At 48.3% G+C, this 19,819-nt stretch carries 19 protein-coding genes; 8 read left to right on the top strand and 11 right to left on the bottom strand.

Annotated elements, in window-relative coordinates; genetic code table 11:
• Positions 1–293: 293 nt before the first annotated feature.
• Positions 294–1,499, top strand: a complete 1,206-nt coding sequence (locus WBA89_RS19315) for a glycosyltransferase family 2 protein (RefSeq protein ID WP_424408817.1) — start codon at positions 294–296, stop codon at positions 1,497–1,499.
• 200 nt (positions 1,500–1,699) lie between these two features.
• Here the strand turns inward: WBA89_RS19315 and WBA89_RS19310 are convergent, their stop codons facing one another.
• From WBA89_RS19310 to murI, 4 genes are all read right to left on the bottom strand, one after another.
• Positions 1,700–2,032 carry a DUF5615 family PIN-like protein gene (locus WBA89_RS19310; RefSeq protein ID WP_424408816.1) on the bottom strand — a complete coding sequence of 111 codons (333 nt, stop codon included), beginning with the start codon at positions 2,030–2,032 and terminating at the stop codon, positions 1,700–1,702.
• Positions 2,029–2,259, bottom strand: a complete 231-nt coding sequence (locus tag WBA89_RS19305) for a DUF433 domain-containing protein (RefSeq protein WP_325314977.1) — start codon at positions 2,257–2,259, stop codon at positions 2,029–2,031. The genes WBA89_RS19310 and WBA89_RS19305 overlap by 4 nt, the downstream gene beginning before the upstream one ends.
• Before the next feature lie 585 nt (positions 2,260–2,844).
• Positions 2,845–3,399: an NYN domain-containing protein gene (locus tag WBA89_RS19300; protein ID WP_424408815.1), complete on the bottom strand. Its 555-nt coding sequence runs from the start codon at positions 3,397–3,399 to the stop codon at positions 2,845–2,847.
• A gap of 210 nt (positions 3,400–3,609) precedes the next feature.
• Complete coding sequence (gene murI, locus WBA89_RS19295) at positions 3,610–4,452, bottom strand: glutamate racemase (RefSeq protein ID WP_424408814.1); 843 nt, start codon at positions 4,450–4,452, stop codon at positions 3,610–3,612.
• A 35-nt stretch (positions 4,453–4,487) separates the two neighbouring features.
• On the opposite strand from murI, the gene WBA89_RS19290 reads away from it, so the two are divergent.
• Positions 4,488–4,610, top strand: coding sequence for a hypothetical protein (locus tag WBA89_RS19290; protein WP_424408813.1), 123 nt, complete (start codon positions 4,488–4,490; stop codon positions 4,608–4,610).
• A 66-nt stretch (positions 4,611–4,676) separates the two neighbouring features.
• On the opposite strand, the gene WBA89_RS19285 is transcribed toward WBA89_RS19290, so the two are convergent.
• The 3 genes from WBA89_RS19285 to WBA89_RS19275 form a co-directional block, all read right to left on the bottom strand.
• Positions 4,677–6,470, bottom strand: coding sequence for an N-acetylmuramoyl-L-alanine amidase (locus tag WBA89_RS19285; RefSeq protein ID WP_424408812.1), 1,794 nt, complete (start codon positions 6,468–6,470; stop codon positions 4,677–4,679).
• 768 nt (positions 6,471–7,238) lie between these two features.
• Positions 7,239–7,535: a hypothetical protein gene (locus tag WBA89_RS19280; protein WP_424408811.1), complete on the bottom strand. Its 297-nt coding sequence runs from the start codon at positions 7,533–7,535 to the stop codon at positions 7,239–7,241.
• Between the two features lie 259 nt (positions 7,536–7,794).
• Positions 7,795–8,814, bottom strand: coding sequence for an alpha/beta fold hydrolase (locus tag WBA89_RS19275; RefSeq protein WP_424408810.1), 1,020 nt, complete (start codon positions 8,812–8,814; stop codon positions 7,795–7,797).
• A gap of 416 nt (positions 8,815–9,230) precedes the next feature.
• On the opposite strand from WBA89_RS19275, the gene infC reads away from it, so the two are divergent.
• The 3 genes from infC to WBA89_RS19260 all read left to right on the top strand — a co-directional run bounded on the left by infC (position 9,231) and on the right by WBA89_RS19260 (position 14,008).
• A complete protein-coding gene (gene infC, locus WBA89_RS19270; RefSeq protein WP_194063971.1) occupies positions 9,231–9,764 on the top strand; it encodes a translation initiation factor IF-3 in 534 nt (177 codons plus the stop codon).
• A gap of 507 nt (positions 9,765–10,271) precedes the next feature.
• On the top strand, positions 10,272–13,322 hold the full coding sequence (locus tag WBA89_RS19265) for a HEAT repeat domain-containing protein (protein ID WP_424408809.1): 3,051 nt from the start codon (positions 10,272–10,274) through the stop codon (positions 13,320–13,322).
• Between the two features lie 209 nt (positions 13,323–13,531).
• Positions 13,532–14,008: a Crp/Fnr family transcriptional regulator gene (locus WBA89_RS19260; RefSeq protein WP_424408808.1), complete on the top strand. Its 477-nt coding sequence runs from the start codon at positions 13,532–13,534 to the stop codon at positions 14,006–14,008.
• Between the two features lie 380 nt (positions 14,009–14,388).
• Here WBA89_RS19260 and WBA89_RS19255 read toward each other — a convergent pair whose 3' ends face one another.
• On the bottom strand, positions 14,389–14,721 hold the full coding sequence (locus tag WBA89_RS19255) for a DUF4870 domain-containing protein (protein WP_424408807.1): 333 nt from the start codon (positions 14,719–14,721) through the stop codon (positions 14,389–14,391).
• Positions 14,722–14,824: 103 nt separating this feature from the next.
• Here WBA89_RS19255 and prfC point away from each other — a divergent pair, with 103 nt between their 5' ends.
• Positions 14,825–16,453: a peptide chain release factor 3 gene (prfC, locus tag WBA89_RS19250; RefSeq protein ID WP_424408806.1), complete on the top strand. Its 1,629-nt coding sequence runs from the start codon at positions 14,825–14,827 to the stop codon at positions 16,451–16,453.
• Positions 16,454–16,678: 225 nt separating this feature from the next.
• Here the strand turns inward: prfC and WBA89_RS19245 are convergent, their stop codons facing one another.
• Complete coding sequence (locus tag WBA89_RS19245; RefSeq protein ID WP_424408805.1) at positions 16,679–17,122, bottom strand: type II toxin-antitoxin system VapC family toxin; 444 nt, start codon at positions 17,120–17,122, stop codon at positions 16,679–16,681.
• On the bottom strand, positions 17,123–17,404 hold the full coding sequence (locus WBA89_RS19240) for a hypothetical protein (protein WP_424408804.1): 282 nt from the start codon (positions 17,402–17,404) through the stop codon (positions 17,123–17,125).
• A gap of 372 nt (positions 17,405–17,776) precedes the next feature.
• On the opposite strand from WBA89_RS19240, the gene WBA89_RS19235 reads away from it, so the two are divergent.
• Both WBA89_RS19235 and WBA89_RS19230 read left to right on the top strand, forming a co-directional pair.
• Positions 17,777–18,058 carry a hypothetical protein gene (locus WBA89_RS19235; protein WP_424408803.1) on the top strand — a complete coding sequence of 94 codons (282 nt, stop codon included), beginning with the start codon at positions 17,777–17,779 and terminating at the stop codon, positions 18,056–18,058.
• Positions 18,059–18,335: 277 nt separating this feature from the next.
• The gene (locus WBA89_RS19230; RefSeq protein ID WP_424408802.1) at positions 18,336–18,782 is read left to right on the top strand and encodes a hypothetical protein; all 447 of its coding nucleotides are present in this window, start codon (positions 18,336–18,338) and stop codon (positions 18,780–18,782) included.
• Between the two features lie 58 nt (positions 18,783–18,840).
• Here the strand turns inward: WBA89_RS19230 and WBA89_RS19225 are convergent, their stop codons facing one another.
• On the bottom strand, positions 18,841–19,254 hold the full coding sequence (locus tag WBA89_RS19225) for a hypothetical protein (RefSeq protein ID WP_424408801.1): 414 nt from the start codon (positions 19,252–19,254) through the stop codon (positions 18,841–18,843).
• Positions 19,255–19,819: the final 565 nt, after the last annotated feature.

Genomic DNA, 19,819 nt, shown 5'->3' with positions numbered 1-19,819 from the left:
ATCAATTTGATTGCGGTTTATCGAGCCGAAAATGATATGATAATGTCGGTCGCTAACCTAACAAAGGATCGAAAACTTAATAACTTAAACACCTTTTACAGTCCTCTCTCGTGTAAGTTGCCAGATAAAAGGAGGCAGAGCCTCCGGATCTGCATTACCAGGCAGAGCCTGGTAACGAGCAAGCCTGGTAACGAGCAATATGATAATGTCGATCGCTAACCTAACAAAGGCGCAATTTTATTAAATGGACTCAATTAACTCAGTAAATCCAATTAAAACAAGGTACTAAAATTGTGCAAATAAATCAGCTACCGTTTCTATTTGTTGATGTGGTATTGTTGACGATCGCCCTAATCCTGCTAATTCCCGTTGCAGTTCTATTTCTAGAATGCAGTGCAGCTTTCCTTTCCAGCTTCGGCACCGCAGACGAAACCAAAGAACCCCGCCCCAAAATAGCAGTTTTAATTCCCGCCTACAACGAAGCAGCAGGAATTGCCGCCACTATCTCCACCATTCTGCCGCAGCTAACACCTCAAGACCGCCTGTTAGTCATTGCTGACAACTGCACGGATGCTACGGCCCAAATCGCCCGCAACTCCGGTGCAAGCGCGATCGAGCGCCACGACACAGAACGCAAGGGGAAGGGATACGCACTGGATTTCGGCTTGCAGTCGATCGCCTCAGACCCCCCAGAAGTAGTCATTATGGTTGATGCAGACTGCATCTGCGAGCCAGATTCCATAGAAACATTAGCCCGCGTTTCAATGGCCAAACAAAGACCGGTGCAAGCAACTTATTTAATGGAACAGCCGCCAAATCCTACCCCCAAAGATTCGATTTCAGCCTTAGCATTTTTAGTAAAAAACCTAGTCCGCCCCAGCGGATTAAAACAGTTAGGATTCCCGTCACTGCTAACAGGTACGGGCATGGCTTTTCCCTGGCTAATCATTCGAGATGTTCCTTTAGCCAGCAGCAACATTGTAGAAGATATGCAAATGAGTTTGGATCTGGCGATCGCCGGACATCCAACCGCATTCTGCCCCGAAGCCAGAGTCACAGGGTGTTTGCCGCAGCAGCAGGAAGCAGCTAAAACTCAAAGAACCAGATGGGAGCACGGACACTTACAAACCTTGCTAACTCAAACTCCCAGGCTGGCGACAGCTTCGATCGAGCAACAGCGTTTTGACTTAATGGCGATCGCCCTCGACTTATCAGTCCCTCCTCTATCGCTTTTAGTTGCTCTTTGGCTAGCCGCTTTTGCCGCCTCCATAGTAGCAGCAATTATCGGAGCATCCGCGATTCCCGCGATATTGTTAGGAGTACAAGGACTGCTAATTTTAGTTGCAATTGTCAGCGCTTGGGGAAAATTCGGGCGTGCCGACATTTCCGGCGCAACTCTTTTATCCGTACCGTTTTATATCCTTTGGAAAATCCCTTTATATCTGGGTTTTCTCCTGAAGCGACAAACCAATTGGGTGCGAACAGAACGCGATGTTTAGTATGGGGTAGGGTGCGTCAGCCAGATGCTTGAAGCAACTTTAAACTCTTGTTTCTGACGCACCTTACGACGAATAAAGGGCAGCGAACAAAACTCCATGTTTAGTATAAGCAGTAAATTCAGCAAAAGACTCTTTTGTCCCTTGTGAACCTAATTTCATGTACTTTAAGCATATTACTCTGAGACAGGACTACTCTTGAATCAATGAAGCTCTAAGCAGTGAATGCTAGAATTACTTAAAAGCTCTTGAATCGCTTCTTGTCCACAGCGGATCAGACTTTCAACTTGATTGGTGGGTGCGTTTCCACATCTCAACCACACTACTTTCGGTGGAGAACTATACAGCCGACTTCTTTCCGTAAAGTCTGCATCTTGAGTCACAATACAGAAATCGTTCAACTTAGCGAAATCCCAGATTTCTGTATCTGTTTTCTCTGCTAGCCCGTGAAACTGAACATGGCTAGCATTAAGGAAAATATCAGCCAAGCGAGTCACTAATTTTCGGCTCAGATTTTGATCGAATAGTAGTTTCAAGCGACACTCACCGAAGCAACTAAACGATGATCGCGATCGGCCACAAACTCTAAACAGGCTCTAATGTCTGTTTCTGTCAGTTCTGGGAAGTCGTCAATAATCTCAGTAATAGACATTCCAGAAGCCAGCCAGCCAAGAACGTCGTAAACCGTAATTCGCATCCGACGAATGCAGGGCTTGCCACCACGCTTATCCGGTTCTATGGTAATGATATCGCGATAGCTCATGATACAGGTAAAGTGTTTGCATCTACATTATAGAAAAACATATCTGAAAATAAAAACAAAAAAAATCTGAAGCTGGAAATTTCCAACTTCAGACTTTTACTAACTCCCCGGGTAGGATTTGAACCTACGACCAATCGGTTACACTTATCCCAACGTTTCCGAAGGGCGCGGACTATTTCATCATCCCTAAAACGCAGACTTATCATCTGTCGCGGGATGTCGGGCGCTGTGAGATTTATTGGTTAGGCTCCTCATCTCTAGTCTCTGCACCTTTCCGGCTACTTGCGATCGAAACCGCTGCCTTTCGCCAGACTTGGCTCAAGATTGCCGCCACCCGAAGTGCTGCGGTTTCCTTGAATTCACCCGATTTTTCAGTATCCGTTACCGGATAAAGCTGCTATGTCACTAGGGCTTTTGGTTGATACCAAAGGCTTGCATTCATTACAGCCGACCGCTCTGCCACTGAGCTACCGAGGATTGCGTGGTTTTTGTCACCCACATTTACTAATAGTAGCTGAACCGATTCGATTTGGCAAGCTTTTTTGCAAACTTTTTTTTTCTCGTGCAGCAAGCGGGTTTGGGCCGTTAATGCAGCCCCATTCTCATTCTGGCGAGGCGCTGCTGCGATTCTGGATCGAGGGAATTGGCCAGAAAGCGACTGGAATTGTGTTTGCGGGATTTGTGCTGGCGCTCGCTGCGGCGGGCGGTGGATTCTACGTCAGCCGCTAGTTGTTGGGCGGACATCCATTCGGCACCGTAGCCGACTACGGTTAATTGCTGGGCTCTGTCGGAGGTGGCGACAATCATGCGCGCTCTGCCTTTGACCGATCGCAACTCGTACCGCAAATTAGCACAAGACTTTTCTATATAAGTATCTGCTGTCTGACCGAAGTCAGTGTAGTGCACAGATAAATTTTTAGTAATAATTTCTTTAACGCTGGGAGTATGCCGATAGTGAGCGTCAAACACGAGTCTGGCCTCAAAATCTTGTACGGCGCTGTAGTTAACTAAAACCTCGATCAACTCGCGGCGGGCTGTTTCGAGTTCGTCGCGATCGCGCTTCTCTCGGAGTCGAGGCCAAAGTCCAATCATGTTATAGCCGTCTACAAGTAAAACTGCTTGCGATACATAGGATGACATGGTTCAAGGCTGAAGAGATCCAGCAGGTAGAGGACATTATTTGCATTGTTTGTCAAAGCTTTTGTTAAATCTTATTACACATCGATGTTCGATCGCTAGCTGCAATGTTCGCAGCAAAAATTCAACCCCCCAAAACCCTAGGGATTTGGGGGGGTAAGATTTAAGATTGAAGATTTCGGCGATTGTCGCGCCAGCGATCGAATTTCCGGCTTATTCGACAGATTCCAGAGATAGGGGCGACGATCCGACAACAGTCGGCAGAAATATCTTCTCAACTGCAGGAGTACAGCCGAGCCACTGCACCGACAAATCCGCAAACTGCTGCGGAAGGCCGCTCACGCAAAAACGAGTCGGCAGCGCAGTACCAGCATTCCGCAGCCCCAAAACCTCCAACTCTCTAGCAGCAGCAGCCACCACCCGCACCGCAGGATCGATCGGCTTCACCCCAGCCGGCAAAAGCGATCGCAGCACCGGAGCCAACAGCGGATAATGAGTGCAGCCGTAAATCAGCGTATCGATGCGCTGCTGAATCAAAGGAGCCAAATATTCCCTAGCCACCTCATAAGTATAAGGATCGCGAATCCGGTTTTGCTCGACCAGCGGCACAAAAGCCGGACAGCTAACCTGCCATACCCGACAATCCGCATCCATTTCCAAAATCGCATTTCGATAAGCATTGCTAGCAGCCGTAGCCGGAGTTGCGATCACCCCGATCCGCTTGCCTTCCTGCACCGCAGCCTGCGCCCCCGGCAGAATTACTCCCAGCACCGGAATATCAAACTCAGCCTGCACCATCTCCATCGCCAAAGCAGAACTGGTGTTGCAGGCCATAATCACCATTTTCACATCCTGTTCCACCAGCCAGGTCATTATTTCCCGGACAAAATGCACAATTTCCGAAGCTGCGCGAGTGCCGTAAGGAAGCCTCGCTGTATCTCCAAAATAAAGTATAGATTCGTTGGGCAATTGTTGGTACAACTGCGTCAAAACAGTTAAACCGCCCACGCCGCTATCAAAAATACCGATTCTTTTTTGTCCAGAGTCTGTTGTCATTTGTTAATAGTTAGTTGTCTGTTGGGAGTTGGTAGTTGGCAGTAGTCAGTTGGCAGTTGGCAGTTGGCAGTAGTCAGTTGGCAGTAGTCAGTTGGCAGTTGGCAGTAGTCAGTTGGCAGTTAACAGTCAACAGTCAACAGCTAACAGTCAACAGCTAACAGCTAACAATTCCCTAATGACTAATGACTACTGACTACTGACTAATGACCACTGACTGCTGACCATTATCTTTGTTGAAGATAAACTAAAATGCCGCGAGCGATCGAAGCCGCCATTTGACTGCGGTAAGCCGGATCGGAAAGTTTGGCAGCATCCTCAGCGCCCGTGACAAAACCCACTTCCAGCAAAACAGAAGGCATAGAACTCTTCCTCAAAACATAAAATCTCGCCTGCCGCACCCGGCGGTCAGCCGCCCCCGTCCCGTCCAAAATACTGGCGTGAATCACCCGGGCTAAATCTTTCCCGCTATCGAAATAATAAGTCTCAATCCCGTTAACATCAGGCCGGCTCATATTAATCGCATTAGCGTGAATGCTGACAAACAAAGTAGCATTCACCCGTTCCGCCAAAGAAACTCTCGGTTGCAGGTCGATTTCGCTGTCGTCAGTCCGAGTCATCACCGCCTGCACGCCTTGCTGTTCCAGCAGCCTCGCCACCTGATAGGAGATATCTAAAACAATCTCCTTTTCCTGAATGCCCCTAATCCCGACGGCACCTGGATCGCGGCCGCCGTGGCCCGGATCGATCGCTACCACGAAGCGGCGGTTAGCAGCTTGGGGCAAATCCCCCGATCCGATCGTCCTTCTCGGCGGCAGCGGCTGCGGATTGGGATCGCGAGTAAAAGACGGCTGGGCGCTAGCATTCGCCCCTCGCAACTGCAAAGACAGCAACTGCGGGGCCGGTCTCGTCACCCTGCCTACCTCTACCCCCGATCGCGGCTGCACCCAAATCAGCACAGTCTCAGCGTCTTCCTGACTGGCAGTAAACGATACAGGGCTGTTGGCACCAAGCTGAGGAATTTGCCCCGCCAGGGAACTAGAAGAAATTCTCAGCCAGTAAGCTCTCGACGACTGGTCCCACCCGCTGGTATAGGAGACTTGGCGGTCAGTTCTCACTACCAGTTGCGTGCCGTTGCTGGCTAAATCGATCGACATAACTCTTGCTAAGGCCGATCGCTCTGGTCTTCCAACAGCTACGGGCTGGGAGCCGCTGAGGATTGGCGCAATCGTACCCCCCGGCGACAGCACAACGGAGCCGGAATTGTTCACAGACGCGCGCCACTGAGCATTAGAACCCTTCAGCCGCAAAGTCACGCGGGTAACGGGCGGGTCTGTTGGCAGTTGCCGGACTTCAACCCTCTCGACACCGAGCTTGCCGTTAGTTTGAGGCTGCTGGCCGCCCGCGCCCGGAGCTAAAGTAGCTCCTTCAATATCGAGGGTAGCGATGTCTCCGGCGCGACTTTGTTCAAAATTAATTTGGGGGCGGCCGCCGGCAGTGCGGACTAAAAAACCGTCGGCTGTCAGTTGAACGTTCTGAACAACGGTTGCTTCTGCCGACTGGGGTTCACCTGCTGAAGGTTCAACCGATAACCTTTCTCCCCCTGGTTCTGAAATCGGATTTGGAACTCCCGCGCGCGTCGGTGCGGGTAAATCCACTGTCCACTCGCTGGGAGAAATCCCCCGGAATTTTACTTGCTGGGGGTCTAGAGTAAACCCGTCTCTGAGTTCGACTACAATTCTGGTTGTGTCGCTGTCAAACTGTCCTACTCGCACCGATTCGATCGCCCCTGAGAGCTGTTTGTTGACTGAGGGGCGGCCCAGACTCGTTCCCGGCAAGTCTATTACCAAGCGCGTCGGGTTGAAAATCAGTTGAGCTTTGGGTTGCACTCCCCCGTCTGTTCTGATGTAGAGCCGGTTCTCTGAAGCATCAAACCGCCAAGATTGCAGTCGGGCTGCTTCGGCGGCTCCGGCGAGCAAAAATACACTTAAGAAACTCGGTAGTAGCCAGTGGAATTTCACGACAGTTTTTTCCTCGTTTGCGTTACTACTAAAAGCTGGAAGGGTGCTGTTTGCCCGATCGGCTTTCAGCAGTTAGCCGCCAGCCGACCGGGGGCACGGGGGCAGTCAGGTGTGGGCTAAATTGACTTTTTTATGCGTTAACAGGCTGCCAAATGCCAAAAAATGGCATTTTTTCACTTTCCCGTATACTTGGGGGCGATCGGTTATAAGCTGACTGAGAAATTGTTGGCACAAGGGCAGGTATTTATAGCAGAAGGCTGAAGTAAGAATTAAGAAGGCTGAAGGCTGAAGTAATATCAATTCCGGTTGCACCGTCAGGTGATTGTTGACTGTTGACTGTTGACTGTTGACTGTTGACGGGCGGGTCGAAAAACTGAATGGTTGAGAGTTAACTGTTGACTCGATTTTATGATTCCGATGCAGCCGCAAAAGATATAAGAAGTAATAAAACCAATGCTTTGAGCAATTAATAACGTCCTTGTCGGGTGGTTGCTATATTTTTTTGAGCGGAGAACTAGGTATTTTTTGAGTTGAGAAGGTACAAGTTAGAACTTAGAATTTTACCGTCTTTCAACAAAGCGCTTTCATTGCTCTTTCATCGAAAGCGCATCTTGTTAGGTCAAGGGTAATAACCCGCTTGACAGTTGCGTTTTCTAACTTTTCATAGACTACCTCGACAACTTAACAACCTACGCCGATCGCAATCCGGATTACCCTGATATAAGTAACTTTTGAAAGCAGCTAAATGTTACTCCCAGACCAACTTGCCTATTTTTTCTGACAAGGGTTTTTGCTAACAGCTTGACAGTGAAGTACGACTGCATAGAACCGCTGTTCTTTTTTTTCTGGGATTTTTATAGTCGCTTGGGAGGGCAATGTTTTGCCGCCAACACTCTTCGATGGTGGACGAGAAACAGCCAGAGCATTGTTCGATTGACGGAGGAAAAAGTGTTGAAGGTAGATATAGCGATCGCACTTGTGATTTTTGGACAGTAGAAACAGTCGATCGGCTTCTCGATAAAACCTGTGATTTGGTTTGATGACCTGCCTTTCGACGAACTGCATAAGGTGTATATAATACTACCAGTTAGAGAAGATACACGATCTGGGCGATTGTGTCAATGCCTGAGTTTCTGAAAAAAGCAACCGCCAACAAAAGTATATCGATCGACTCGCAGAAAGACGGAGACTTGCTTTCCCATAAGAGTTACCCCCAGCCTAAAAAGTTGTTGAGGTTAGTTCAAAAATTATGTAAAACCATACCACCGGGCGCGATCGAGTTCTAACAAGTTAATTTTCGATCCGGATCGATGCCTGCAAGTTATCAGCGCTGCAACGATCGACCGCCCGCAGCCGCAAAGTTCCGGCCCATCCAGTCCAAAATTGCTTGATTTACTTGTTCCGGGCATTCATCCTGGGGACAGTGGCCGGCATTGTCCAATTCAACTAGCTCTAGATGACTGGGATTGCATTCGACAAATTGGTGGGGCCGGGCGAACCGAGGGGGAATCATCCGGTCTTGTTTGCCCCAAATTAACAGCATCGGGATTGTTAAATTTTGCAGCACAGTCTTGACACCGGGGCCGCACTGTGCGCTGCCGACAGCTTTAAACAAAGCACAGAAGGCGCGGGCGGCTCCGCGATCGCCGGCTGGCCCTGCTAGAATTTCAACTAATTCGTCGCTAACAGCTCCGGGGTTGGCGTAGGCAAAGGCAACCCAGCGACGGACGATGGCAGGCTTGCGGGCGATCGAAAACAAAGGCCTGAGTACGATCGGAGAAACAAATAAATTTTCCATAGATTCGATCGCCGGTAACAGCCATCCGGGCACGGCCTCGGCTCGCACAGATGGGTCTGGGAGGCTAATCATCACCGTGCCGGCCACCATGTCCGGGTGAGCCCAGGCCGCCGCCAAACAAATCAGGGAACCGATCGAATTTCCTGCCAATATGACCGGCTCACAGATAAAAGTCCGCCAAAAATCATAAACTTGATCGACCCACAAAGACACGCCGTAGTTGACAGGAGCTTTTTGGGAAGCGCCAAAACCCAACAAATCCAAGGCGTAAACCGTGTGATTTTCGGCGAGCGGGGCGAGATTTTGTCGCCAGTGACCGATCGAAGCTCCAAACCCGTGCAGTAAAATAATCGGTGTTCTCGATGCGGCGGAAGCCTTTGGTTCGGCTGCAGAGTCTTGAAATTCGATCGCCCCTGGATTTGGCCCCAAAGCCGGCCGCAAATAAGTGTACCGAGTTTGCCAACCCCGCCACACCCAGTCTCGTTGAGTACCCACCCGTTGGTGCCACTGTAGAAAATTTGTCAATTTTGCCTCGGCTCGCAACATAAATTTACACTTGGTTAATACCTATTCTACAAGGCAAATCAGGCGGCTTCGGGACTGGCCGGACGGGTGTGGCGGGGTAAGAAAAGCCGTTTTACCCGATATTTAACGATTTACCGCGATTTTTTGACCGTTTGGCGATCGGTCTGGCATCGGGGCGGGCGCTCTTGTGTGAAGTTAAAATAAAACTAGGCAGAAACTCAGCCAGACTGAGTAGAATAGCAAGTATTGTAAGACTTCATTTACGATCTTTAAAATATGCCCCAACGATGAAGCTGAGGGCAGACAGGGCGCGGTAGTACGTCCGGTGAGGGTAACAACTTGCCAAATAGCTCGATCGGAAAAAGTGAAATATTGACCGATCAAGCCTGTAACTATCAAGAAACTTCACTATTAAACTACTGCTTGTAAAAACATTCATGCCTGTGATTGAAAGAAGACAAAATCGCAACCTACCCCAGATCAACGAAAACATTCGATACCCCACAATCCGGGTGATCGATACCGACGGCGGGCAACTAGGGATACTGACACCCGCAGAAGCGCTGCGCCTGGCAGAAGAAAAAGAACTCGACCTGGTACTTGTCAGCGACAAAGCTGACCCGCCCGTATGTCGCGTCATGGACTACGGGAAGTACAAATTCGAGCAGGAAAAGAAAGCGCGAGAAGCCAAGCGGAAGCAGCACACTGCCGACGTGAAGGAAGTGAAGATGCGCTACAAAATTGAAGAACACGACTACCAAGTGCGCCTCAAACTAGCAGACCGCTTTATCAAAGCTGGGGACAAAGTAAAAGCCACGATCATGTTCAGAGGTCGGGAAATCCAACACAGCAACCTAGCAGAGGACTTGCTCAAACGCATGGCCACAGATTTGCAGGAAATCGCAGAAGTGCAGCAAGCCCCGAAAAAAGAAGGACGCAGCATGATGATGCTGCTGTCGCCGAAAAAATAGCAACAGCGAGAGGGTCATCCGTAGACCTCTCCAATAATTATTGTGGAGCAGGCATCCAGCCTGCTTTTCACAGGCTTTTTAGGAGAAGTCCAGTCATCAGTCAATACCAATAGACTGGTGACGGCGGACCGATCGCCGGACCCGAAAACCGATAAGCTGTTGTCCGTTAAAATTGTGTATGGTGATTGAGGGTCAGAGGGGGAGAAGGGGAGACGATTTGAGACCGTCATCGAAATATATAATTTAAATACCGCAAGAACTGACAAGTTTTCGACTGTTGCGGTGGAAGACCAAAACAAAAATGTTAGACTCCAGTTCCCGGTCTCAGATTCCATGCAGCAAGCAATACCAAATTCATAAAATAGCGCTACATATCTACCCCCCCCCAACCCCCCCTTATAAAGGGGGGGAGTCAAACTTTCGGTAGTAGCATAACTTTATGAAATTGGTATAAATCTAAAATCTAAAATCTAAAATCTAAAATCGGAATATTAACGCACCAGAAGCATGGAAAATTTTCAAATCGGCGCGATCGCCGGAGCAAGACAAGGAGTGCTGCGATCGCTCAACCTGCGATCGGAAGAATTAGAGCGAACCTTACTGATGTTCCTCGTCTACACTCTAACCTCCGTCGGGCTGATCTGGCTGGAACTGAGCACGGTAGGTTTATTTTTAGACGAATTCGGTGCAGACAAAATGCCCTATATCTATATAGCCAGCGCCTTTATCGGTTCTGGTTTGGGATTTGTCTACTCGTGGATGCAAAAAATCCTGCCGCTGAGGCGCACCGTCGTAGTTGTGATGGCAATGATGTCGGTACCGCTATTTTTGTTTCGATTCGGCATCGGCTACGAAAATACTAAAATAGCTGGCATCAGCATCGCTTTTATTACTATTTTTTTGATGTGGCTGTGGGTAGAAGCTTGCTATGTCCTCAACGACCTCAATACTTCTATAACTTCCAATCAACTTTTTAACATTCGAGAAATCAAGCGCACCTATCCGCTAGTCAGCAGCGGCTATCTAGTAGCTGGAGTAGTCAGCGGATTTTCTCTGCCAGTCTTGCTCTACGTAGTCAAACTCAAAAACGTTACCCTAATATCCGGGTTGATGGTGGCGGCAGGCTCGTTGCTGCTGTACTACCTCACGGAAAAATATAGCCAAGCATTCCCGGAAACTGCTCGGTGGACAGATGACGACGACGAAGACGACCAACAAGAATTTACCGCCCGCAAAGTTACTGGGCCTCTGCAAAAATACGCGATACCTCTAGTCAGTTTCTTCGTGCTGGCAGAAGTCGTCTACGTGCTGGTAGATTTTCAATTCTATAGCCAGTTAGAATACCAAAACCCGGGGGACGGAGCGAGCGGAGCTAGTTGGATTGCTAGCTTCCTGGGCATTTACGAAGGTATACAAGGTCTGTTTCAAGTGGCGACTCAGTGGTTTGCTTCCAGCCGCTTGGTAGAACGAATCGGTGTATTCGTGACGGCGATGATTTTGCCGGCGGGTATCGCTATTCTGGGGGTGCTGACTTTAGGAGCATCCCTCGGTCAGCTAGTATCTGTGTTTATCGGGCTAATATTGCTGAGATTTTTAGACGAACTGCTTCACTACACGCTTTTGGAAACTGTTAGCCCGGTGTTATTTCAACCGATTCCCGACAATATTCGATCGGGCATTCAAACGCTGGTCAACGGTGTAGGCGAACCTTTGTCCACCGGAGTTACAGGAGTAGTTATCCTAGGGATGCTGTGGGTGACACAGAAGATACTCCCCCAGCAAGACGAAAGCGCATTTCACGACCAGCAAAGCTTGATATTTATTGGTGCGATCGTAGTGTTGGCGCTGGTATGGGTGTTTGTGGTGTGGCTGATCCGCTCTCAATACGTCGGCCTGTTGGTCAAAAGTGCCGAACGCGGCCGCTTGGGCGTCACAGACGTTGACCTCAAAGCTCTCAAGCGTGCCGTGGTGGAAACTCTAGAACAGCCGGGGGGCGAAGATGAAAAGCGCTCTTGTATAGAACTGCTGACGCAAATTGACCCCAAAAATGTCGGAGAAGTTCTCGCACCTATCCTGGATTCGCTTTCCCCAGTTTTGCAGTGCCAGAGCTTGGAAACAATGCTGCAACACCCGAACCCCGCATATTTAGAAGATGTCCGCGCACTTTCAAAGCAATCTTTGCCTCCGGAGGTGCTGGCCTTGGCTTTGCGCTACATCTGGCTGACGGAAGCTGAACCGAATATCGACAACTTGCGGCCTTATTTGCAGCAGAATGTCGATCCTGTGGTGCGGGGTACGGCGGCTGCTTTAATTATGAGAAGGGGCGATCGCCAGCAAAAAGCAGAGGCTACTAACACGCTGCGCCAAATGCTGACACACAAGCTCGAACGAGAACGGGTGATGGGGACGCGGGCTTTGGGAGAGGCTGATTATTTGCAAGGACTGCGGCTGTACATCCCCAATCTGTTGCAAGATGAATCTCTGCGAGTGCGCCGCGCTCTGTTAGACGTGATTTCTTCTACTCATTCGGAAGAATACTATCCTTCGCTGCTGCGGGGACTAGGTTACAAATCGACTAGGGAAGCGGCTTTGCAGGCTATAGTCAAACTTCACAACGATGCTATTCCTTTGCTCGTGTATTTGGCTGAGGACATCCACAAGCCGGATTTGGTCAGGTTGCAAGCTTGGACGGCTCTGGGTCAAATTGGGACTGTTGAGGCGATCGACATTTTGGTCAGCAATTTGATGACGGCTTGGGGAACTACGAGGCGCAACATCCTCCGCATCCTGTTGAAAATGCCCTCGGAAGCCGGGATAGAAGGGGTTCTAGACCGGATCGGCCGCAGCGGCTTGGAAACTCTCATCGAACAGGAGTTAATGTTTATCGGTCAAATTTATGCAGGTCTGGTAGATTTGTCTGAGGTCACAACCTACGGCAATTTTGCCGCTGGAAATACCAACAGCGCCATACCTGAGAACGATACGGCTCAACTTTTGCAGCGGGCTCTGGCGGGGTTGGAAGCTGATGCTAAGGATCGGTGTTTTTTGTTGATGAAGTTTCTTTATCCGCCGGATACGGTACAAGCTGCTGCTTTCAATATCTCTTCGGGCCAACCTTCTATGGTGGCTAGGGGATTGGAAATTCTTGACAATACTGTGGATATAGTTAGGAAGCGAGCGCTGATCAATTTGTTGGATCAGAATTCGGAAAGAGAAAAGTTGACCAATCTCTCTGAATTGATGGTTTACAAACCTCTAGCCCCCAGCGATCGTTTGCGCCGCTTGCTAGAATTGCGCCACTTCCTTTCGGATTGGGCCTTGGCTTGCTGCTTTCACTTGGCGAAGGACGCGCGCTGGAGTCTTACGGCTCAACAAACTCTCGTGTGTCTGCAACACCCGACGGGTTTTGTTCGCGAAGCAGTGTTAGCTTATTTGAAAATAGCTTCGCCGCGAGCTTTGCTCGAATTGTTGCCCAGGCTGCAAAATGACCCGGATACTTTGGTATCCGCTCAAGTTGAAGAGATGATGGCAGAGTTGGGTGTTGGGGGGAAAAGGTAACATTAGTCATCAGTCATTAGTCATCAGTCATTAGTCATTAGTCATCAGTCATTAGTCATCAGTCATTAGTCATCAGTCATCAGTCATCAGTCATTAGTTATTTGCTAGGAGGAATTCCCCATTCCCCATTCCCCATTCCCCATTCCCCATTCCCCATTCCCAATGCCCAATTCCTTTGTTTAAGTTTAAATCAATCACTGCATCGCATTATGCTAACTAGCGTCGAACGCCTATTGTTTGTCAGGGAAGTTCCGATTTTTAAGGAACTGCGGGATGATTTTCTCGTGCGCCTAGCATCGGTAATGGATGAACTTTCGTTCCCGGCCAAACACAGGATTTTTACGGAAGGACAAGAAGGTCGATCGCTCTATATTTTGGTGTCGGGAACGGTACGGGTGCATATAGGCGATCGCGATTTGGCACAGTTGAAAGCGGGGGCCTGTTTCGGGGAAATGTCGCTGTTTGATGCGGAACCTCGATCGGCTTCTATTTCTACTCTGGAACAATCGGAGTGTTTGATGCTGACTCAAATGCAGCTTTATGATGCGATCGATGAAACGCCGGGAATTGCTGTTAATATTATTCGCTTGCTGTCGCGCCGGATTCGCGAGTTGAATATCAAGTTGAATGCAAAAGAGGTGATTGTGCCGCCGGCAGATACTGCTAGAGTTGCTGAAATTCGGTAAAAGTTGGGAATTGGGAATTGGGAATTGGGAATTGGGAATTGGGAATTGGGACTTATATCGTGTCAGGTCAATTATCCGGTATCAAGGTTTGTAGCGAGGAATTTAGTCCTTCAAAAATCTGAGGACTAAATTCCTCACTACCAACCAATCTTATTGGGGTAGATAGGACATCATATTATATCATTTCCGGTAACACCGTCAACTTTAATTTAGTATTCCGATGAAGAGAGGATTTGATATTACGCACAACTTTTAAATGCAGGGTGCTTGGGTTGCACTTCACAACTACTGGTTTAGTGAGTTATGAAATAATTAATAAAAAACCAGGTTTATTGAAAAAACCTGGTTGTTTAAATCGATGTTGAAGCGCGATTGGCTGTCTAAAATATTCGGAAAATAAAAGGGTAGCGGTAAGGTTGGTTGGGATTTTCCAAAACGTGGAGGATGGCCATTATTGTCAGTCCCCAGTGCAGTACGAAACCGATTAAGCCAGCCAAACCCAATGTCAAAAAAGATAGCGGCACCAGAATCAGAGCGCAGGCCCATACATTCAGGTGAAAATTGATGGCTTCTGTGGCGTTTTCTTTGACAACGGGGTCATCTGATACTAACAATACTGCGATCGGCGCTCCGATCGACAATCCTAACGTACTGAAAAAAATTGCCCCGTGACACACGAGTGATAGCAGCTTGCGCTTGTCGGAGTCGTACATATTACTTGTATTTCCTTGACTTTACTGATAATTTTACCTTCTATAGCAACTCTAGCACAGGCTATAATGGCGATCGGGTGATGATTCCCCTACTTACTTTGTGATGACAACTGAACTCGAAACTGAACTGCTAACTGCCGTCGAGCACCGGCGCAACTTTGCTATTATCTCGCACCCAGACGCGGGAAAAACTACTTTGACAGAAAAGCTGCTGCTTTACGGAGGTGCAATTCACGAAGCAGGTTCTGTGAAAGCGCGGCGGGCTCAGCGACACGCTACCTCTGACTGGATGGCGATGGAACAGCAGCGGGGAATTTCGATTACTTCAACTGTTTTGCAGTTTGAGTATAAAAAATATCACATTAATCTGCTCGATACTCCGGGACACCAAGATTTTAGCGAAGATACTTATCGAACTCTGGCGGCGGCTGACAATGCGGTGATGCTGGAGGATGCTGCTAAGGGTTTGGAACCGCAAACTCGGAAGTTATTTGAAGTTTGTAAATTGCGTAGTTTGCCTATTTTTACTTTCTTTAATAAGCTCGATCGCCCCAGCAGAGATCCTTTGGATTTGTTGGACGAAATTGAGAAAGAATTGGGCTTGCAGACTTATCCGGTGAATTGGCCGATCGGTACCGGCGATCGCTTTAAAGGTGTTTTCGACCGCAGGGGGCGCAAAATTCACTTGTTCGAGCGGACTCAACACGGTTCTCGCGCTGCTGTTGATACCGTCATCGAATTGGGCGATCCGCGCATTGAGGATTTGTTGGAACAAGACCTTTACTATCAGCTCAAAGAAGAGTTGGAACTGCTGGATGAGTTGGGAACTGAACTGGATTTAGATTTAGTTCGGGCTGGGAAAATGACTCCGGTTTTCTTTGGCAGCGCGATGAGCAATTTTGGGGTAGAACTGTTTTTAGATGCGTTTTTAGATTACGCTATGAAGCCGATCGCCCGCAAGAGCAGCGCCGGAGATTTGCCGCCAACTTACGAAGATTTTACCGGGTTTGTGTTTAAATTGCAAGCGAATATGGACCCCAGACACCGCGATCGGGTGGCGTTTATTCGGGTTTGTACGGGCAAGTTTGAAAAGGACATGAACGTGACTCACGCTCGGACTGGTAAAACGGTGCGTTTGTCAAGGCCTCAAAAGTTATTTGCTCAGGATCGGGAGTCGATCGAAGTTGCGTATCCCGGCGATGTGATCGGTTTGAACAATCCGGGGGTTTTTGCGATCGGCGATACTATTTACACCGGGCAAAAACTGGAATATGAAGGAATTCCCTGTTTTTCGCCGGAACTTTTTGCTTATTTGAGAAATCCAAATCCTTCTAAGTTTAAGCAGTTCCGCAAAGGCGTTTCTGAGTTGCAGGAAGAGGGCGCTGTGCAAATTATGTATTCGGTTGATGAGTCGAAACGGGAACCGATTTTGGCGGCTGTCGGACAGTTGCAATTTGAGGTGGTGCAGTTCCGAATGCAGTCGGAATACAATGTAGAAACCGCGATCGAGATGTTGCCTTACAGTGTAGCCCGCTGGGTTGACGGCGGTTGGGATGCGCTGGCAAAAGTTGGACGGCTGTTTAATACGGTGACGGTGAAGGATAGTTGGGGAAGGCCGGTTTTGCTGTTTAGAAATGACTGGAATTGCCGTCAGGTGGAAGGGGAACACCCTGTTTTGAAGTTAAATGCGATCGCCCCTGTGGTTTCCGGTTTGGAAAAGAGCGAAGATTGAGGGGGATAATTGGTTTGTAGGGAAACGGCATTGTCGTTTCCTCGAAAAAATCGGGATTTTTATTAACAAAAAACCGTGATTAGCACAGCCAAAGGACACAACGCCGTGTTGTGTCCCTACAAATGATATTTATTGTAGGATTTGTAGGGAAACGGCACTGCCGTGTCCTCGCAAAAATCGGGGGGCGTTTTTTTGAAGGGCTATAGCTGAGAGATTTGAAATTAATCAAGGCCTTACAGTTGGGGGATTAACAGCAGTAATTTCTGAATAACGAGCAAAGTCAGTAATGTTAAAAGTTAGGATATGGGTTAAACCATGAACAAGCATAGCAGCAACTAGCCGCGCATCATGAACGTTGACACCTATAACCTTATATGTTATGACCAGCCGCTCCCATTCTTGATAAATTGCTTCGGTATCCAACAACAGAGGAAAAAGTTGTTTTAAGCGATTAATTTCTGCCTCTGCTTCTGTTGCAGTTCGTCCTAATCCATTTCTTTGGATCGGGCGCGTGCAGACGTTCCAAAACTCTATCAAATTTTGGGGTACGATATAAAGTTGTTCTCCGCGATCGCGCAGAGTAATCACGGCATTGACGGCATCAGAATTCATGGGGTGTGCTGTATCGACGCTACGCAGAAGTATGTTTGTATCTACGAGGAATGGCATTTAACCTCTGTCTCCATAAATGCTCTCTCGGCTAATAGCTTCATCTGAAAGAATCGGGAGATTTAGGGTACGATGACTGTCAACCCATTCCTGAAATGCTATTGACCATTCTGTTGGGGTAGCTGTTTGGTAAAAGGGAGGTTGTTGAGGTTCTATTAGCCGTTTGAGCATCGCATCTAGTAATGGTTTAATCTGAGCTGGCGTGCGGCTGGTGATTTTGGCCAAAACCTGAGTAATAGTCTGTATGTCTTGTTGGTGAGTTTGCTGAAGATTGTGCAGCATAATTATCCTGGGGATCTCTTAGTCTAGTTATAACGCTAAATCCTCAGCCCGATCGCCCAAAACCTCCCAATCGGGCTCTTCAATCCAAAATCCAAAATCTAAAATCCCAAATCGATTGACGGCGGCCCCCATTTGCGGCTACGCTTTGAAGTGAGAGGTTGCAGGACAAGCAGCCCGCGTCGCCCAAAAATCTAGTTACGCTGCCCAAAGCTGCTACTAACAGCAATGGACAGCTCACCGCCAAACTGGGATCAGCAGTCTGGAGGCTCCGAGAATCTTAACACTCTCTGTAGCCACCTTGCTTTGCGTTGCTGTGCGGGGTGGCTGGGTTTTTGGGTTTTTCTAGAAAACCCAAAACCAGGAGAACAGAATATGACTGAAGAATTCGTGCCCGACGATGACAAATCCGTTAGCGCATCCCTCGGCTCAAATGACGAACCAGCAGCAGCATCGGAACAGGAAATTGTGTGTGTAACGGTGACAGGTTCGCGCAAGGGTGTCAGGGAAACCATACTCACTTTGTACCGGCTGGGATTTGCGGAAGTGGGCGATTGGAGTCCCCTACAGCCGGCGGCGAATCCGAAGCAAGTGATGAGCGTGCTGATTCGTCGAAAGCTGGCTGATGGTAAATCGTCGAGAAAATCTGGACGGTAAGCCGCAAGGTTAAGTCCTTTTTAGGGCTTACGCATGGGGGCTAGAAACCGGGTTTTTCCCTTGAATACTTGGTTGTGATGCGTAGATGCGGCCAAAAACCCGGTTTCTTTGAGGGCTGACGCGCGGGTGGCCAGAAACCGGGTTTTTACGAGAATTCTTCGTTTTGATGCGTAGATTCGGCTAAAAACCCGGTTTGTTTGATCGGATTTGAAGTTGATTGCGTGTTCAAAGGGAAAACAGAATTTCCCAACTATCTCGAAGAAAAGGAGGAAAACTAATGCAAAAATACATTGTTTTTCAAGCTGAGTCAGGTGAAGATGAAGGTTGGAGACAGAGAAAACTCCAACACAGCCAAGCTCTAACTTTTATCATTGCAGAAAACTGGGATTCTTCTCAGGAACCGATTCCTGAACCGGGATATCGCCCTGTAGAATTTGTGCGAGTGGAGTCAGAACACGATCCAAAAGAACACGCACACAATACTCATTATCGGGTGAGTGATTGGGAAGTTGTGCGGGTACAAACATACACGCCTGATATCCCAACTCCGATGAGCGATTATGATGTAATTGTGATGTGTTACTGTCGGTACAACCCGATCGATGCTCCTCTGAAATCGATGCCGCAACGACAGGTATCGATCGATTCTTTTGGCGGCGATGAGGTGGCTTACAAGCAATACTTAGAATCGGAGAAGAGCAAGAATTATGCGCCGTCAACTTAAGCGTCAAGGACTTGACAAATCGCGCTTGTATCTAAGTTTAGATCCCCCTAAATCCCCCTTAAAAAGGGGGACTTTGAATGCTCTTTCTTGTCCCCCCCTTATTAAGGGGGGTTAGGGGGGATCGACTTAGGTATTTCTCCACCAAACGTTCTTCTAACATGGCTGCAACTTCGGCATCTGTTTGAGGTGGAAGATCAGTTTTTGCTAGCCCTCTGAGTCGCTTGGCAGCACCTTTGCGATCGCGCTGCAATTTGAGTTTAATTTCAGTATCTGTTGCGGGTGGTGCATCAGTTTTTGGTAGCCCCGTCATGGGTTCGAGGAAGTTATCTGGTAGGGATTGTGGGGGTCTGAGTTCCCGTCTGATGGACTCAAAAATCGCATTGACTAGAGCTAATCTGTCGGTAACTGATAGTTTGTGCGCTTCTCGGCTTAAGGGCAGCCAAGCTATTTGGGGTATTTGGGATTCGTTCATATTTTTTATATTTTAATATTTTGATATTTTATAAGGCTATTGTAGCAAATTTAGGACTTACGCATAGGGCTAGAAACCGGGTTTTTCCCTTGAATACTTGGTTGTGCTTCGTAAATTTGGGAAAAAACCCGGTTTATTTGTCGGAGTGCGTTCAGGACTGCGCGGGTGGCCAGAAACCGGGTTTTTATGTGGGGCCAGTAGTTTGTGTGACGACTCGTTATCCTTATTGTGTGTTGAATTTGGAGTGATTAGTCTGCCAGACTGATGTGTGGCGCTAGACAAACGAAGTCCGCACAGGCGGACTTTCTGTTTTTAAGTCTTGGATGAGGTACGGGAAGTGCGATCGCCCTTTGATGCACTATTCGTGTGGTTGTGATAGAATGCAAGTAAACCTACTTTCATTACTACAAGTCAGCCAAGTGCTGAGAGGTTCAATGGTGTCAGGAACCTCAGCCTAAAGGCGTGAGGCTTGAAAGAGAAATCTCAAAGCCGTCCTGACCAGCCTAAGTCTTAACTGACTACGTTTTTTGAGTCACGACACCCTGTGGATGCGAAGCTAGTCCCT

Source organism: Microcoleus sp., from assembly GCF_049646505.1.
Taxonomy (GTDB): Bacteria; Cyanobacteriota; Cyanobacteriia; order Cyanobacteriales; family Microcoleaceae; genus Microcoleus.
This window is presented reverse-complemented; position numbering and strand designations above follow the sequence as displayed.